Source organism: Spirochaetota bacterium, assembly GCA_038043445.1.
GTDB lineage: Bacteria > Spirochaetota > Brachyspiria > Brachyspirales > JACRPF01 > JBBTBY01.
Map to the genome: position 1 here is coordinate 1 of JBBTBY010000142.1, position 17,124 is coordinate 17,124.

Sequence of the window (17,124 nt, forward strand, 5' to 3'; positions counted from 1 at the left end):
CGGCCAGATTACCTAATTTCGTTACAAAACTATCCAGTTTACAGGGTGCAGTCCATTCCCCTTTTCAAGGGGAAATGGGCTGGGGGATAGATGTTGATTCCCCACAGTGTATGATTTGTGCAAACCCCTGCATATCATATAATACCCCCATGCGGCGGCTTATACTCCTTTTCATCGACGGCATCGGTATCGGCACAGATGATCCCGCGATAAATCCCCTCATCGCCGATACGCCGCTTTTCGGAAAGCTCATGGGCGGTATACGCCTTGCCGGCATACGACGAAAGAAACGATTTCCCGGCGGCATTCTCGTCCCCGTCGATGCGAATCTCGGCGTTGCGGGGCTTCCCCAGTCGGCTACCGGACAGACGACGATATTCACCGGCGTGAACGCGGCAAAGTTCATCGGGCGTCATCTCAATGCCTTCCCGAGCAAGCGGTTGGTGAACATCATCAATGAGCGGAGCATAATGAAGGTGCTCAAGGAACACGGATGCACTGTCACCGGCGCCAATATGTACTCGAAGGATTTTTTCATCAAGCGAAAGCATCCGACGAGGAACCTCTTCCCGGTCTCGACGCTCACCATTCTCGCATCGGGCGAACAATGCCGCGATGTGTCGGACTATCCGCGCACGCCTGCGGTATTCATGGATATTACCAATGCCATCATGCGGGAGCGCGGATATGCAATCCCCCTCGTATCGCCCGAAACTGCGGCGGAGAACCTTCTTTGCATAAGCCGCGACAGCGACTTTACCTTTTTCGAATATTTTCTCACCGATATCTTCGGCCACAAGAAGAACGCACCGATGATACGGAAGTCCGTCGATGAGCTCAACAGTTTCGCCGGGTCCGTCGTTGCCGGCATGGACGACAGTACGTCGCTCCTTGTCATAAGCGATCACGGCAATGCCGAGGATATGACGGTAAGGACGCATACGCGCGCGCGTGTGCCGCTCATCCTCTTCTCGAAGGACACGAATGCCGTGTCGATATTCTCTCGCGTAACATCGCTTGTCGGGGTGTATGCCGCAGTCATGAAGTATTTCGATATCGAAAAAGGAGCCATACATGGGTGACATCATTCGATGGGGAGTGCTCGGTACGGGGAAGATAGCGAAGAAATTCGCGCGTGACCTGGCGTTGGTGAAGAACGCGACGTGCGCCGCGGTCGGTTCTCGTTCGCAAGAGAGCGCCGATGCGTTCGCGCGTGAATTCGCGTTCGCCCGGGCGCATGGATCGTATGCAGCGCTTGCGGGTGATGCCGCCGTCGATGCGGTGTATATCGCCACGCCGCATACGCTTCACGCGGAGAACACGATCATGATGCTCAATGCCGGGAAAGCCGTGCTCTGCGAAAAGCCGTTCGCCGTGAACAGCGCCGAGGCAGTACGCATGTGCGCCGCGGCGAAAAAGAAAAAGTGTTTCCTCATGGAGGCGATGTGGTCGCGCTTCATGCCCGCGCTTATCAAAGCGAAAGCGCTCATCGATGACGGTGCCATTGGGGAAGTGCGCATGCTCTCGGCCGACTTCGGCTATCGATCGAAATTCGCCCCGGAGGAGAGACATTTTAACCCGGCACTCGCGGGCGGGGCGCTTCTGGACGTCGGCATTTACCCGGTGTGGTTATCGCATTTCCTTCTCGGTGCCCCGAAGAAGATAGCCGCCATGGGCCATCGCGGCACGACGCATGTCGATGAAATGAACGCCATGCTCTTCACGCATGGCTCCGGCGCGATATCGGTGCTGCATTCCGCCATTCGCGCGGTCACGATACATGAAGCCTTTATCAGCGGGACGAATGCCGAGCTTCGGCTCCATGCGCCGTGGTGGCGTACGTCCGCATTATCGCTTCTCAATGATGGTAAGGTGCTGGAAACGTGGGAGCTTCCGCCCGTGGGCATCGGTTATTCACATGAGATAGAGCATGTCAATGAATGCCTTCGTTCGGGGAAAACAGAAAGCGATATGCACTCGCTTGCGGATACGCGGGCGGTTGCCAAGACGCTTGACCGCGTCAGAACGCTTCTCGGCGTACGGTATCCTGCTGACGGTAAAAAGCCCTATATCCTCAAACGTGCACGGGCAACGGATGAGTAATCGAATGCCTTCGGCGGTTTCATCTTTCCCTCAACGGTGTTCTTGAGCATGATGCGGTCCTCGCTCACGCTGATCGCCCGCGTCAACGGCCGCAACAGAAGGTAGCGGTACTTCGCCGTGTATTCCGTGAGCTTATCCGCGTTCGTCGCGGTGAACGATTTCAAGCGGAGCATGGTTATCGTCTTCTCATCGTTTATCGTCGCGCGGCGCCAATCCTTGGTGGCATTGAGGTAGTCGCGGTATCCGCGCTCGAGGTACGGCGCCGTGAACTTATCGCGCATCTCCTCGAATGACATCTGGCCGACCTGATACATCGCATAGAGCTGCTGCCAAAGTATGACCGCTTCGCCGCCGATGGAGAGATTAATTCCCGGGGTCACCCCCTGCAGATGCGGCTTGAACTGCTTGAGCACACCCTCGCCCTCCACACCGGCGACCACCGGTATCCATCCGACCATCTGATTGAATTTCGCATTGTTCTCCTTGCTCGCAAGAAAGAGGAGAAAATCTATCGCGACACGCTTGCGCTCCGGGGCGCTTTCCGGCGTGGGGCATCCGAAATTGAACGCCGTCGGCGGGTCCTCGTAGGTCGGGCCGAGATAATGCCGGTAGAGGTCGGGGTCGTCGGTCGACGGGTACGGGAAATCCATGACGCCGACCGTGAACCCATTATCCTTCGCCTGCGCTTCCATCATGCCGGCGTCCCAGGTACCGGTCGGTATGAACACCGAACGCTGCTGCACGAACATGAGCACGCCGTCATCGCGGTTGAGCCCCGTAAAGCCGGGCATGCAGTTGCTCGCGTATTGGGCGACCATCTTGAATTTCGCGCGGTAGGGCGGGTAATTAAGGTCGATGAGCCCTGTCTTCATGCCGATATACTGTTCGACGACGCTTACCGTGCAGTCATGATTGAAATCGATGATATCACGCGCCTTGCTCGTGACCACGTTGAACAGATTGTTCTCCACCATGCTGATATGATATTTCGAGCTCGCGATCGGTGCGTATTCCGGCGACGATGCGCTGAGCGATGCAAGCGTGCGGCGCAACTCATCGCGTTGTTTTTCAAAGCGCGCTTTTTCCCCTGCATCCGTTCGTGAAGCGATGTCCTTATCGAGCGATGCGATGCGTTTCGTGACCGCGTCCATTTCCGCGCGCACGGGGCGGCTGATGAATTTGTGCTTCTTTATCTCCTCGCATGCGGCGAGGAATTCCGTGAACGTGGCCGGGGCTTCCGTCCGCCCGGTAAGCTTTTTCAACAGGTCTTTATTGTAGTAGAAGCGTATGAGGATGTGCGTGAGCGCTATGGTCATGTATTCCTGTATCTCGGGAATATAGCAGTTCTTAAGACCGTCCTTCGTCGTTTCACGCAGCGGTATCCCGTTGAACTCATTGTTCCTGTTGTACGGATTGGGTCGAAGTATGTAGTCGGTCATGGGTGTGAAATATCTGAGATAGTACGATACGAGGAGCGGGTAGGGAACGCCGAGCGCGCATTCGATGAGGTCGGGCGCCGTCCCGCCGAGCATCTGCGTGATGAACCATTGCCCGTAGGTCGATTCGGGAACGGCGTTCTGCACGATACGCACGTTGGGGTAGAGCTTTTTGTATTCCTGCGCGAAATACGCCACCCCGTCGCGTACACCGGGCTCAAGCTGCCAGTGACCGAACGTGACGGTGACTATTTTCGTACGTGCGGACTTCGGAAGCTTGATGCGTGTGCCGGGGGCTATCCTGTCCTTCGGAGAGATGTCGGGGTAATTCGCGTCGCAAATCTCATTGACGGTCGTCTGATGCGCCTCGGCTATTGAGGCGACCGTATCGTTCTTTTCGGCGACATAGTATGCAATACTGTCATCGCGGTTGTTCATGAGCACGACGAACGCGGACGCAATGAACGCGAGCACGATGACGATAACGCCGAAATAGCTCTTCAAGGCGCGTACGATCTTCTGGATGGACGGCATGGGGTATCCTCCCGCAGTACGCAGTATAGCGCAAAAAGCGGTCGGTAACAACCCCGTTATTGCGAATTAGTAGGATTATATTGCGGATACACGCCGTCGAACTCGTTCCGGCTGTTTCAGCAATTACTCGATGATCATGATCGCATGGTGTTCCACGACGGGGAGCGTGAACGTTATCTTCCCCTTGTCCGCCGTGAACGCTACCGTCTTCCCGTCAGCCGTGCGTACGCGCGTAACGGCCTTCCCGACCGCAAGCGTCATGCGCACATCATGAAGCGGGACTATTTCTTCGATGACCTCTATCGCTTTGGCGAGGCGGCCTTCGCCTTCCCCGCCGCGTTTTACGGGCGCACCGTTCAAGACATGGAGTATATGACGGCCCTTCTGCTCCATGAAGCTTATGCGTGCAGTTGACGGGAGCGTGCTCTCGACGGTCATGGCGCCGGCAAGACGGAGCGCATTCCTGATGAGCATGCGGTACAGCCGCTGACCCGTTGTGCGGTACATCGAGAATATCGGATGGGCGAAGTAGATGAGGTTCCCGTCGCGCACGACCGCGGGATAGTCCGCTTTTTTCTCATACGGCGTATGCTGATGCGAGCAGAAATGCGCATAGGTGCGGTTAAAATACGGCTGCCAGGCGTCCGCGAGCACCTCGGCACCCTTGGGGTCGGTCATCTGCGCCTTGGCATAGGTGACGAACGGGCTTTTCACCATGTCATCTGCAAGCGCATCGCGCACGGCTATATAATCGTTCGTCCAGGGGCTTTCACCCTTCACGGAAAGTTTCGTCGCTATAAGGAATTTTTTCTTATCGCTGTCCATCCCGCTTGTTCCGGACGCTATCGCCATGCCGCCCGCCTTCATGAAACTATTCACCTTTTCAGCGAGCGTATCATCGAGCACGACAGCGTCCGGCAGTATCAGCACCTTGTATTTCGACAGGTCCGCCGCAGTATCGATGACATCGAACATGACATGACTTTCAAGGAGCGCGCGCACCGCCCCTTCGTCGGCGAACGGCGTAGCCGAATGATGCGATATCCCTTTGCCGAGCGATTCGACGCTCAACACGGCCACCGTGCTCGCCGTGCTCACCGTGTCGCAGTACTCTTCGTTCGCTTTCACTTCCTTATACGCCGCGCCGATGCATTCATACGTATCCATGTCCATGGCGCCGGACGGATGGAGCTGATCGCCCACGCTGCATTTCGCGCCGTTGGCTGTCATCGCCGCTGCTTCATAACGCAGAGCGTTTGGATGTTTGTATCCGCCGAACTCGCCCCAGGTGGTGTGGAATTTCCCCGTCATGCCGAGGAATTCCATCCCCGTCGTTATCGCATAGCGCGCCGAAAGCGGGAAGTGATCATAGCCCCAGCCGCCGGTGGGAAGCGATTCAAGCTCCAGATGCGTCTGGAACGGTATGATGCGTTTGTCGCCGCGGCTGATATGTCCGCTGTTATGGAAAAGCGGTATGTCTTTGCCGTGCTTTCGCACCGTTGCCGTGGTCTTTTCATAGTATTTCATGAGCACGCGCATCTGATAATCGTTGACATGCTCATCGTTCTCGGGGTCAAGCCCCTCGGCGAGCATGCCGGCGATGCACGTCGGGCAATAGCATTTTCGCATGGCGATGATATCGAGGAATAACCCGTTCGTCTTGAACATGGTGAGCACTTCATCTATCTGCGCACAGAGGTAGTCGAGATACGGTGTATTGAAGCACAGGCACTTGTATCCGGCGGCGAACGGATTATACGCATTCCCTTTCCATTGTACGCGCCATTCGGGGTGACGCTGCGACATCATCTCATCGAGACCGGCACTGAGATACACCGGCGTATTGACGTTTATTTCCCGCGCTGCTTCTATCATGAGCGGCAACAGCGGCTTGACCAGATACGGATGCTTCACGCCCACCTTCGTGTCGTGATACGTGAGCCCGTGATGGCATTTGGAGAACACGGTTATCGAATCGACATGGCCGACGGTGAGCGCCTTCTGGAAATTCTCCCTGGAGAAATCCTTGCCGACATCGCGGATGTGTTCGGAGGTGTGGAAATCGAGGTGTATCTGGCGGAATCGAAGTTTCATGACATGCTCCCGGTGTCTGCCGTATTGTGTGCTGATATACTACTGATGTATCGTGTTGCGTGGAACCGGTTCCATTGACTAAAAGGGGTATTATATTGACTTGGGTTGCCGTACTATGAACACGCAGCCCGCGCGGTACTTCTTCGTATCCTTTGTCTCAGCGCTCCACTTGACCACCGCCGGGACCTCGGTGCCACGTCTCGTGCCGAAGCCGAAGGAGAGGATGAGATCGTCGCCGGTGTGCACAGGAAGCTCCATCTCAAGGAGCATGCCGCGGGGGGAAATATCGACGCTCGTCCCTTCGAACTGCATAGTGTCGAATGTCCGATGCGTAAGCTCGACGGGGATGCGCATCGGGGTACGCGCCATGGTACGTTTATCGATCTGAGCCGTCATAAAAGATCCTTTTCGACCGTCGCCGCATTATACGTAGACATATATAATGAACTATCGGCAAAAAAGCAAAGATCGATAAGTCAGAATCTGAACACCGCCGCAAGGAAAAGGTCCTGATCGATGGTGTAATGCAGCGGCACGATATTCCCGTTCACATCGACGACGGAGCGCGGTTCGACCTCATAGAACTGATAGTGCGCAAGAAAGACCTCGTCGTAGGTGCGCATATACGAGAGGAGCATCGAGAAATTCTCCGTGATGAAGAATTCCGCCCGAAGGAAGCCGCGGCTCTTTATCTTGTATATATCGCGGGAGTCGCTCATCCAGTTGGGGTCATAGATGCCGATATGCGCGGTGAGCGAAACCATGTCCCAGAGCTTCGCCGCCTCGGCAAAAAGGTTCACCGCATAGCCCCAGAGCGGGGCGCCGGGGGCATCGAGATTGGGGAGCGTGAACGGCGAGAAAAAGCCCGGTGTATAATGATATTTGCTGATGAGCATTTGATATGAGTTCGTATCGAAGGGATTCACCGTTTCGTCCCTGAGCCCGTGCATGAGCACCATGCCGTCGATACCGACGCGTATCGTATCGCCGACATAGCAATGCGCGGTGAAAAGCGAGTGATATTCCTTGATAGGAACAGAGCCGATAAGTTCGATCTGCCCTGAAACACCGGCGTTTACCCATTTGTTGCTCACGCCGAGATCAAAGGCGCCGGTCTTCCCCGACGCGGAGTCGAGCCCTTCTTCGCCGTTGACGACGGCTATTGCCGCGGTGAACCATTCCCATGAAAAGCGATAGGCAAGACCGGTATCGTATTCCGTGATGATGTTATACATGATGGGCACATCGCGTCTGCCGGTGACAAGCGTCTGATAGCCGCCGAGCGTCCTGTACAGCACCGGCGGCTGATACGAGCGCATCGGCAAGTGATACGTGAGCGGCCGCATGGCGCCGAAGGTGAATACACCGAATGTGCCGAGATCGGCGAATACGGCAAGCGATGTGAGAGCGATCGCCGGGGGATTCATGCTCTCATAAAACCGCGCTTTCAGCGAAAGCTGTTCATTGAGCGTTGCATCGACAAATGCACCGACGGACCAGCCGGTGAATTGATAGCGAACGAGAAGTTCATCGCGGAGGTAAGCGCCGAAGGTGTCCTCATTGCCCGTCTGTTCGACGACATCGGTAAAGCGCGCGTAGGCGGTTATCTCGACTCGGTTGGATATCGAAAGCGATGGTTTTGCCGGGATGTTGGTATTGGTCTCTGCGGAAAGGAAAGCGCAGGCGGCGAGGATGGCGGCAAGTGATCGCATAGGGCAAGTATACATGATTACGGGGAAAAATCATCTTGTGGGAATATTGCCACTCACCCCCTTCCGCGCTTCGCGCTCCCTCCCCCTCACGGGGACGAGAGAGAGGGGGGCGAAAAGAAATCCGTTATCGTTTCGCGCTAATCCCGAATTCCTTCCAGCCCGTTTCGGGGCTTATTCTCGTGTAACAGGGAAATATGGTTACTCATCCGGGAAATTGAATTTCCTATCAGGGAAACCGTATTTCCCGGATAGGAAACGGCATTTCCCTGCAGAGGAATTCAATTTCCTTGTCGGGAAATGAAATTTCCCATATTGGAAATACAGCTTCCCTGAAGGGGAGTCGAATTTCCTTTGTGGATATGGTGTTGAGCCGATATCCCCGTTCTTTATCCGAGGGGATTTATATCATGGGTGAGGGGGGATTGCAAGGAAAAAAAACAACCCCTATCCCGCTATTTGCTGTTTCTTGTTTCATAATTATTTTCTCAGCTCCCCTTTCTCCTTTTTAAGGGGATAGGGGCCGGGGGATGGGGGTTATTACCTCGCCGTAAATCGCGCTTTCTTGAATTTTTCCCCGTTGTGGTTACAATACTACCCATGAAAACACATTGTATCCCCATTGTAATCGCCTGCATCTTCCTCGGCCATGCCGCCGATGTCAAGCCGCTCATGCTCGAACGCGGTGCGCCCATCATCGAGGAATCGTTCGCCAAGGGGCTGGACACCAATCGCTGGAGCGTCGCTATCGGCTCATGGCGCGCGGAGAACGGAGTGCTCATCGGCAAAGAGCAGGAAGACGATCATCATGCCGCTGTCGTAAAGACCGCGTTCTCCAATATCACCGCCGTCATGCAGTTCAATTTCATGCTGAAAGGGACAGCGAGTTTCTCGTTCAGCATCAATGATGCGAGCGGGCACAACAGCCGCGTAACGGTGAGCGCCATCGATACGACGCTGCGCAAGGATGCGGACAAGAAGGACGCGCGGACGTTCTCCGTGGTGCTCGACAATGCAGGGAGCGCGCTCAAGCCGGATGTGTGGCATACGATGACGATAGAAATGAACAAGGACGAGATGCTCGCGCGCATCGATGATTCGATATTTCTCATCGGGGCGCATCCGGGCATCAACCGTGAGAAGAAAGACTTCGGCTTCCCGGTGAACGGTGAGGTGCACTTTGACGATGTGAAGGTCTGGCAGGCGAAGGAAAGCGCAGAGTGGCAGAGCGAGAAGCAGAAGCTTATCGCGAAGAGCGCATCGCGCCCCAAGGCCGATTATACCGGCAATCCGCAGGCCGCGTACGCCATAGCCGAATCGAGGACGCGCTGGCGTCTCATGCAGAACGATGCGAAATTCAAGGCGCTCGTCGATGCACGCGCGTCGCTTTCCGAATCGCTCGCCAAAACGTTCCCGGTCGTCAATCAGAAAAGCGAGAAGGCGAAGAACGAAGTGAAGCGTCTGGCAAAAGAGGATGAGAACTATAAGAAGATGACGTCGGACCTCCGCAAGGCACAGGCTGACGAACGCAATCATCTCTTCGAGCAGGATAAAGAGGCCAAGGCGCTTTTTGACGCGATAGCCGCATCACGCGCGAAGGCCGTTGCGAAGACACAATAGCGTGACCGGATGGAAACGCGCCGCTCCGAGATAGAATACTACAACATCGTCGACCCTGAGAGCGAGATCAATGTGCTCTACTCGGGCGACCAGGTGTGTAAACCGCTGCACGAATCGGGCGGCGTGCGCGATCATTTCCTCATGCACTATGTCCTTTCCGGGAAGGGAACGGTACGTGTCGCAGGGCGAACGCATGCCGTAACACGCGGCGGGGCGTTCGTTTTTTTTCCGCGTGAGCGTCACTGGTATCAGGCGGACAGCGTTCACCCCTGGAGCTACGCCTGGGTGGGTTTTTCCGGCACGCGTGCGGGGGTGCTCCTCGGGCGCGCGGGGATAACGAGCATATCGCCGATATTCCATTCGACGTATTCGGCCGATATTGCGAAACATCTGGCGGATATGCGTCTCTCGCTCAGCCGACGTGCGGCCGGTTTCGAGCTTAAGACCGAAGGCCTCATGTACCTGATCTTCAGCGCGCTCATGCCTCCGCAGAGCGTATCGAAGCGCAGCCGCGATGATTCATCGGTGGCGTTGGCGATGAAATTCATCGACACGAATTTCCAGCGCGATATATCGGCGGCGCAGACCGCGGAATATGTCGGCCTTGAACGCTCCTACTTCTCATCGCTTTTCAGCCGCACCGTATCGATGAGCGTGAAGGAATACATCATGAGCAGGCGCATAGAGAAAGCGAAGCAATTCCTCGTTTCCATGGACCTGACCGTGGCGGAGATAGCCGCGTCGGTGGGGTATCAGGATTATTTCACGTTCGCAAAGGCGTTCAAGAAGCGTACCGGCGTTACGCCGTCCGAGTACAAGGAGCGCATGACGGCACGCCATCAGGAGCGGCTGAACTACTCCTGAGATCAGTGCCCGCCGCCGCCGCCGCCCCCGCCTTTGGCGCCGCTCTCGACCACCGGTACCGGATACTTTCGCATCGCTTTGGGAATGAGATATCCCGTCCTGTCCTCGCCGAAACGGTCGCGGTATTTCACCTGGAGCGAGAACTCGCGGTACTTATACTGATCGAGCTCAAAGAAGAAGGTCTGATAGGAAAGATAATATGCCCCGCGGTCGTAGCGTTTCAGGTACGATATTTCAGCGGTATAATCGATCGAGCGCTTTGCCGATAGATAATGACCTCCGGTCTTCGATGCGATGCCGGCAAGGAACGCATCCTTCTCCCCGCGCATATGCACGACCGTGACCGGAAGGAGATTGTTGCGCGCATAGAGGGCGCACTCCTCGACCGTACGCTCGGGGAACGATGCATCGGTAAGACCGTCCGCGGCTATGATGATGATGGCCGTGGGAGAGAACGAACGGAACGTGCGGCGTACCGCCTCCGAGAAGGCATTGCCGAACGCGCGAGTCGATCCGCCGAACGAGAACGACGTCGCGTTCTTCTCTATGCGGAGGTTGCGCGCATCATACTCGCCGATGACACGGAGCCGATCATTGTAATGGACGGCGAGCGCCGCATCGTCATTGGTGAGATGCGCGGTAAAGCCGTGTATCTCATCGCGTATGCGTTTCTCGAGACCCTTCGCCGCGGCGCTGTTGTCGATGAGGAACACGAAGCGCACGCGCTTAAGCTCCTCATGATCGGTGAACATGCCGATGCGCGGGTTCGATCTGCCCACTTCCGTCGCGGTGAAGTTCTTCGCCGTCAGCCCGCGTACGGGCGTGCCGTCGCTCTCGCGCACGGTGACCAGGTGCACGAGCCGCCGCTTCTCCGCGTCCGAGCCCTCGGCGCGCGAACTTGTCGCAATGAAGGTGCGGCGCACGGTAACGTCGAGGTTCGCATAATAGCGCTCTTTCTGTATATAGCAGTCGATCTTCGGCATGATGGCGTCCGCGATGTACAGCGTGCCGTCATCGCCCTCATCGATGCCCATGGGCGCGGCGGTGTATTTCTTTGAATTCGGGAAGCCGACGATCTCGGATGTCCGCTGATCGCGGCAGAAGATCCGCTTCTCGTCGGTGATGAAAAGGTCCCCGTCGCGAGACAGACGTACATACCGCGGATGATGGAAATTCATATTGGTTATCGCTTGCCTGAAATTGCCGTAGCGGTCGAAGACGCACACGCGCATATTGCCGCTGTCGGCGACATAGATGTGCGCATTATCCACCGCAATGCCGCTCGGCCGGTAGAATTTTCCCTCGTCGCTGCCGAGGCTTCCGAACGAGAGCAGATATTCCCCTTCAACGGAAAAAACGCATACGCGGTTGTTCGCCGTATCCGAGACGTATATCTTCCCCTCGGCATCGACGGCGACGCCGGACGGACAGGCGAGCTTTCCCTCGCCGTACCCGGTGCCGCCGACGGCAAGAACGAAACTGCCGCGGTCGTCGAATTTACAAACGGTGTCGTTGCCGCTGTCGGCGATATAGATATTCCCGCCGCGGTCGAGCGCTATCGCTTTAGGGCGGTAGAACGGTTTCTTTCCGGCGGTTATCTTTTTCATGAGAACGCCGTTCGCATTGAATATCGCAAGGGCATTGTCCGCGTAATCGAGCATATAGATGCGGTTGGCCCCGTCGACGAGCACATCGATGGGCTGCATGATATGCGAGAAGAAATCCTTCGTCCCGGAGAACGCCTTCAGGTACACGAAATCGGGGAGCTTGACCGACAATGCGAGCGCCGCGGGGTCGGCACTGATGCGGGCGATGCGCGAGGCGAGGAGCGGTCCGGCAAGCCCCATACGCTCGATGTTCTCCCATTCGTTGAGCGCTGCGTCGCGGTAGCCGCCCTCGTAAAGCGCTTTGCCGAGCCAGGAACGCACGAGCTCATCGCCCGCATCGAACATCAGCGAACGGCGGAAACTTTCCACCGCGGTCTCATAGCGCTGATTATTGTACTCTTCGACACCGCGTATGAATTCCTTGTACGAATTGTACGATGCCACCGAGGCGGCGTAGTTGCGTCGTTCAAACCCGTACACCGCGGTCAGACAGACGAACGCCGTGCATACTATCGCTCGAAATCTCATAGCCCACTATCGGAGTTGAACCGATGACCCTCACCTTACCATGGTGATGCTCTACCAACTGAGCTAAGTGGGCGCGTGCTGAAAAGAGACGAACCGGATTATAGCAGGATGGTGGAATAAGTCAACGATTTTGACCGTTTTGAGGCATTTCCCCGTGGAAATCCCGTACGGTACTACTGAAGAACGAATCGCACTGTGATGCTTTTTCCTGCGGCATCGGCGTCGGGGAGCGTGATACGGATACGGGTAAGCGAAAGCGAGCGCTCCCATACCGCACCGGTACCCGATAGCTTTTTATTCACCGTAACGCCGAGCGTGAGCGGCTTGTTATACGGGTTCGCGGCGGTTATCGCCATGTACCCCGTACCCTTCCTGAGCATAAGCAGGCATGGATTATCGACGGTCACGGAAAGGCCATCCTGCGCGGTCATCCCGCCATCCTTGTAAAAGACCGCCGCTGTTGCGGAGGGATGTTCCACCGCCTGCACATCGGCGCTGTTCGCAATGACGCGCACGGGAACTGACGATACATACTGCATGAATGCATCCCGTGCTGCAGGAACGACGATATATTGATACGATGCATCCTTGGGCGCCGTTCCGTGATCTATCCACGCGCTGAACACATCGGCAGTGACAGCATCACCCGACGCCGATGTCGATATCCCTTTCCAGCTCCCTGTCTGGGCGAGAGCCTTAACCGTCATGCTGCCGTCCGGCAGGTAATAACCGACGCCGTTCTGATGCACCCATCCGGGACCGGTCATCGTTCCTTTGCCTTTGGACATATCCCGCGTATTCCCCTTCTCCGAAACGACGGCGTCACCCGAAGAAAGGCATTGCTCAAGCGATGTGTACACCGGCTTGTCCGTATCGCAGGTGATGCCCGCCCCGAGCGCCACCATCTCCTTGTCGAAAAAGAAATATGCCTTGTACGCCGATAACCCTTTCCGTTTTAGTATGAACGCTGCCGCACCGAACGTGCCGTCGGATATACCGCCCGCGTACTCGCTTCCGCCGCGCGTCGGCACCGGGCCGTCCGGTTTCGCATCCGCCCACTCGGCGGTTATGCCCGGCAGCCGCCGCCAGTCCCATATCGGGAATATATTGTGATACGCGAGTCCGCTGCCGGAATAGATATAGGTCAGGCCGTCGGACAACAGATGCGACTTCTGTCCCTCATCGTTCACAAGCTCGCCTGACTGCATGCGCTTTGAGATCATCTTCACCGATATCATCCAGTCGGGGCGTCGATGCGTCATGTAATCGGATATCCAGAAATGTTTATTGCCGACAAGCGAATTATTCCTGTTCATAAGCTCGTCGTAGAACGCCGCCGTTTCCGCCTGTCGTGCGCTCGCCTGTGTCTTCAGGTTTTTGCACACCTCGGTGAGAAAACTCATCCGATAATCGCCGACCACGCGGGTGATCTCGCGCCCCCGCACACTGTAATCCATGACGTTCCGGTAGAGCATCCATCGGGAGCCGTCAAGGACATAGGTATTGAGCACATCTATCTTCTCTTTCGGGAATTCGAATGCGGTGCCCGCGGCGTAGTAGAGAAAGCGCGATGCATCGACGGAATAGACAGCGCCGTACCCGGAATTATATATCTGCTGGCCGTGCTGATGGAATGTCCCATCCGATTTCACGCCTTCTTCCTTTCCCGATGCGATGCGGATCTCGTTCGCGATGAGATCGAACGCACGCGCCGCGACCGCCGGTGAACGCTCGATGACGCCGCGTACTACGGTATGCCCCGCCGTCCAGGTGAGATTGCCGCCGGTCATCCTGTCAGGGACGCTCCGTTTGAGGATGGCGATGATGCCGGTGCGCTCTCCATCGGTGAGTTCATCGTCGAGAAGGAGCGCGATCTTCGTAAGATCGAGCTGCGCGCCGATCTCATTGTGCCACCAGTTGTCGGACTCAGGGTCGCGCTTGATCCAGTAGGCGAGCACGCTGTCTATCTTCTTCTTGAGCGATGTCCGCACTTCATGCGTCGCATCCGTATCGACAAGGCGTATGTAGGCGAGCGTCATTGCGTAGAGATTGGAAAGATGCTTTTGCGGGTCCCAGCGCGTACGCGATCGGTCCTCGTATTTGATGCCGGGAAAGCTCCCGTCGGCCTGCATGCTTTCGGCTATCTTCACGACCGATGCGGACAGTTCGTTCGTCTTGTCGTCATGGCTCGGCGAAAGCGTCTCGACGAGCCGCTCCTTGATCGTCGCAAGGTCGGTTGCGTGCTTTTCCGTCACCGCGATCGTCCTCCCCTCCTTTTTCTTCACGGTGTCATCCTGAACGAATCGTACTGCCGCCATCGAAAGCGATGACTTATCACCCGCGGTAGTGACCGAGAACATGATGTACTCAACACGCGCGAGGAGTTCCGCGGATATCCCTGTCCCGTTGCGTACTTCGAAGTTGGCGAACGGAACGGTCACCGTTGTCCATATCGGTGATAACGATACCTTGGTGCTGTATTTTACCTCGGCCTTCTCACGGTACACGACCGAAATACTCATGTCCGCATCGCCCGGGCTTTTCACCTCGAAGCGGATGGCGTTATATTTCGACGCATCTATCTTTTCGCTGAGGTCGAGCTTGAACCAGGAGTATGCGGCCGCTCCGTATTCGGTATAGAATGAAAGTACTTTCTTCCCGTTCTCTTCAGCGAAGGTGATCTTTCCATTGTCCTTACTTGACCACGCCTTCGCGTTCTCGGTGAACGCCTCTGCAGTACACGGAAGCATACAGATGGCTGCGATACAGAGTGCATGTCGCATACAGATACTCCCCGCCACAGTATACGCTATAACGTCAATCATGCGTTTGTACAAAAACGACATGTGTCCGGTGATTTATTGGACGAAAGCGACATTCACCCGAATATCGCTTTATACGTGCGTTCGGCCGCCCCGCCGTTCGAGGCAAGGAGCGACTCGCCGCGTGCGCCGACAGCAATGCGCTTCTGTTCGTCATTGATAAGTACTGCAAGCGCATCGCCGATAGCCTCGAATGATGATACCTTCATCGTACCGCCGTTCTTTGCGAAGTACTCGTCCATCTCAAAGAAATTATGCATATTCGGACCCACGATGACGGGCTTTTTGAAAAAGAGCGGTTCGAGTATGTTGTGGCCGCCGACCGAGGGTGAGAAACTTCCGCCCATGAGAACGATATCCGCATGCGCATAGTAGTACAGAAGCTCGCCTATCACATTGACGATGAGCATATCCGTGCTGCCCTCGCCGTCCGTGACACATCGCGCAGTGTATCCGTGGTCGGCAGCAAGCTTTTTCAGCTCCTCGCCGCGTTTGATGTCCCGCGGTACGATGACAGGGAACACATCGTTCTTTCTTCCGCATTTCGCGAGCGCCGTGATGAGATACGATTCTTCCGGTTCATGCGTGCTTCCCGCAACGAGTATGATCTTCCCGTTGGGCAGACGCTGCCGTACTGCGGCGCTTTTTGCGGCATCGAGCGTATAGCGTACATCATATTTCAAATTCCCCGGGACGGCGATATTCTCTCCCTGCATGCCGATGGATTCCATGAACGCTCTGTCCGTATCGCTTTGTGCGAACATCCCGTCATAGGCCGCATAGAACGACGAGAAGAACCACGTATACGGACGATATTTTTTTGCGATAGGCTCGCTCATCCGCGCATTGATGAGATAGAGCGGGATATTCCTCCGCTTCGCGATCGCGATGAAATTCGGCCATATCTCTATCTCCGCTATCATCATGACGGCGGGTTTGATGCTGTCGAAGAATCGGTGAATCACAAGCGGCCAGTCGAACGGGAAATAGAAAAGCGTCACTGTATCCTTGTATCCCTTTACCGCGGCATCGTAACCGGTCATTGTCGACATGGAAAGATATACCTCGTATTTCCCCGCCGCGCGTATGCGTTCGATGAATCCTTTGACGGCGTTAACCTCGCCTACGCTTACCGCATGTATCCATACCGCTTCGCGCCTGGGTTTCGGCGGGAGCGTAAGCCCCAGGCGATAGGCGTGGCCGCGACGCACGCGGGGATTGAAAAGCGCGTTGATGAGAAAGCCGAGAATTATGAGCGGGGAGAAAAGATGGAGGAGGATATTGTAGAAGATGAGGCGGATGGTCATGGGATATACACACTCACCCCATCCCCCAGCCCCTTCCCCTCTCTCACGGAAATGTGAGAGAGGGGAAGGGGAGAGGATGCAGTACAAAAGATCTTTTTTAGAACAACATCCACATTCTCCAGAACTTCATTGTTTGAAAAGCGAATAGTACGAATACCAAATTCCTCCATTAACGAACTGCGAATGCGGTCATATACTTCCTGATCATTATGGCTCGAGCCATCGATCTCAACGCATACCTTCCGTTGTGCGCAGTAAAAGTCAGCAATAAAATAATATGGCTTGCCGTTCTGAATATAACGGATCGTATGCTGCCGAGTGAATTTCAATCCGCCAAGCCTTCTGTTCCGAAGATGCTCCCATAACACGGCCTCAGTTCTTGTCTGATCTGCCCTTAAGCGGCGTGCTCTCATGGTAGACTCTCGTATCATCATATCAGTACCCTATTCATTTCTTCCCCCCTTCCCTCTCTCACTTCCCTGTGAGAGAGGGAAGGGGGT

12 protein-coding genes and 1 tRNA gene are annotated in these 17,124 nt (G+C 55.7%); 4 read left to right on the plus strand and 9 right to left on the minus strand.

From position 1 onward, the window contains the following. Window positions 1-149: 149 nt before the first annotated feature. Complete coding sequence (locus tag AABZ39_18435; protein ID MEK6796761.1) at window positions 150-1,082, plus strand: hypothetical protein; 933 nt, start codon at window positions 150-152, stop codon at window positions 1,080-1,082. Further along, a complete protein-coding gene (locus AABZ39_18440) occupies window positions 1,075-2,103 on the plus strand; it encodes a Gfo/Idh/MocA family oxidoreductase (protein ID MEK6796762.1) in 1,029 nt (342 codons plus the stop codon). Before AABZ39_18435 ends, AABZ39_18440 begins: the two co-directional genes overlap by 8 nt. Here AABZ39_18440 and AABZ39_18445 read toward each other — a convergent pair. From AABZ39_18445 to AABZ39_18460, 4 genes are all read right to left on the minus strand, one after another. Further along, complete coding sequence (locus AABZ39_18445; protein MEK6796763.1) at window positions 2,067-4,073, minus strand: extracellular solute-binding protein; 2,007 nt, start codon at window positions 4,071-4,073, stop codon at window positions 2,067-2,069. The two genes, AABZ39_18440 and AABZ39_18445, sit on opposite strands and share 37 nt — an antisense overlap. 123 nt (window positions 4,074-4,196) lie before the next feature. Continuing rightward, entirely contained in the window at window positions 4,197-6,167 is a 1,971-nt protein-coding gene (locus AABZ39_18450; protein MEK6796764.1) for an alpha-amylase family protein, read from the minus strand. Between the two features lie 90 nt (window positions 6,168-6,257). After that, window positions 6,258-6,563, minus strand: a complete 306-nt coding sequence (locus AABZ39_18455; protein ID MEK6796765.1) for a PilZ domain-containing protein — start codon at window positions 6,561-6,563, stop codon at window positions 6,258-6,260. 80 nt (window positions 6,564-6,643) lie between these two features. After that, window positions 6,644-7,879, minus strand: coding sequence for a hypothetical protein (locus AABZ39_18460; protein ID MEK6796766.1), 1,236 nt, complete (start codon window positions 7,877-7,879; stop codon window positions 6,644-6,646). Window positions 7,880-8,476: 597 nt separating this feature from the next. Here AABZ39_18460 and AABZ39_18465 point away from each other — a divergent pair. Beyond that, window positions 8,477-9,496, plus strand: coding sequence for a hypothetical protein (locus AABZ39_18465; protein MEK6796767.1), 1,020 nt, complete (start codon window positions 8,477-8,479; stop codon window positions 9,494-9,496). A gap of 9 nt (window positions 9,497-9,505) precedes the next feature. Next, window positions 9,506-10,360 carry an AraC family transcriptional regulator gene (locus AABZ39_18470; GenBank protein MEK6796768.1) on the plus strand — a complete coding sequence of 285 codons (855 nt, stop codon included), beginning with the start codon at window positions 9,506-9,508 and terminating at the stop codon, window positions 10,358-10,360. Between the two features lie 2 nt (window positions 10,361-10,362). Here the strand turns inward: AABZ39_18470 and AABZ39_18475 are convergent, their stop codons facing one another. The 5 genes from AABZ39_18475 to AABZ39_18495 form a co-directional block, all read right to left on the minus strand. Then, on the minus strand, window positions 10,363-12,495 hold the full coding sequence (locus tag AABZ39_18475; GenBank protein ID MEK6796769.1) for a 6-bladed beta-propeller: 2,133 nt from the start codon (window positions 12,493-12,495) through the stop codon (window positions 10,363-10,365). Further along, window positions 12,496-12,568, minus strand: a tRNA-Thr gene (locus tag AABZ39_18480). A 100-nt stretch (window positions 12,569-12,668) separates the two neighbouring features. Further along, window positions 12,669-15,278, minus strand: a complete 2,610-nt coding sequence (locus AABZ39_18485) for a polysaccharide lyase 8 family protein (protein ID MEK6796770.1) — start codon at window positions 15,276-15,278, stop codon at window positions 12,669-12,671. A 95-nt stretch (window positions 15,279-15,373) separates the two neighbouring features. Beyond that, window positions 15,374-16,624 carry a glycosyltransferase N-terminal domain-containing protein gene (locus tag AABZ39_18490; protein ID MEK6796771.1) on the minus strand — a complete coding sequence of 417 codons (1,251 nt, stop codon included), beginning with the start codon at window positions 16,622-16,624 and terminating at the stop codon, window positions 15,374-15,376. Next, entirely contained in the window at window positions 16,621-17,058 is a 438-nt protein-coding gene (locus AABZ39_18495) for a DUF559 domain-containing protein (GenBank protein MEK6796772.1), read from the minus strand. Before AABZ39_18495 ends, AABZ39_18490 begins: the two co-directional genes overlap by 4 nt. Between the last annotated feature and the right edge of the window lie 66 nt (window positions 17,059-17,124).

What these genes read in the sequence shown, in the direction of transcription:
- AABZ39_18485 (MEK6796770.1), bottom strand. Translation starts at nt 15,278, where the DNA reads ATGCGACATGCACTCTGTATCGCAGCCATCTGTATGCTTCCGTGTACT.
- AABZ39_18450 (MEK6796764.1), bottom strand. Translation starts at nt 6,167, where the DNA reads ATGAAACTTCGATTCCGCCAGATACACCTCGATTTCCACACCTCCGAA.
- AABZ39_18435 (MEK6796761.1), top strand. Translation starts at nt 150, where the DNA reads ATGCGGCGGCTTATACTCCTTTTCATCGACGGCATCGGTATCGGCACA.
- AABZ39_18440 (MEK6796762.1), top strand. Translation starts at nt 1,075, where the DNA reads ATGGGTGACATCATTCGATGGGGAGTGCTCGGTACGGGGAAGATAGCG.
- AABZ39_18495 (MEK6796772.1), bottom strand. Translation starts at nt 17,058, where the DNA reads ATGATGATACGAGAGTCTACCATGAGAGCACGCCGCTTAAGGGCAGAT.
- AABZ39_18445 (MEK6796763.1), bottom strand. Translation starts at nt 4,073, where the DNA reads ATGCCGTCCATCCAGAAGATCGTACGCGCCTTGAAGAGCTATTTCGGC.
- AABZ39_18465 (MEK6796767.1), top strand. Translation starts at nt 8,477, where the DNA reads ATGAAAACACATTGTATCCCCATTGTAATCGCCTGCATCTTCCTCGGC.
- AABZ39_18455 (MEK6796765.1), bottom strand. Translation starts at nt 6,563, where the DNA reads ATGACGGCTCAGATCGATAAACGTACCATGGCGCGTACCCCGATGCGC.
- AABZ39_18460 (MEK6796766.1), bottom strand. Translation starts at nt 7,879, where the DNA reads ATGCGATCACTTGCCGCCATCCTCGCCGCCTGCGCTTTCCTTTCCGCA.
- AABZ39_18475 (MEK6796769.1), bottom strand. Translation starts at nt 12,495, where the DNA reads ATGAGATTTCGAGCGATAGTATGCACGGCGTTCGTCTGTCTGACCGCG.
- AABZ39_18490 (MEK6796771.1), bottom strand. Translation starts at nt 16,624, where the DNA reads ATGACCATCCGCCTCATCTTCTACAATATCCTCCTCCATCTTTTCTCC.
- AABZ39_18470 (MEK6796768.1), top strand. Translation starts at nt 9,506, where the DNA reads ATGGAAACGCGCCGCTCCGAGATAGAATACTACAACATCGTCGACCCT.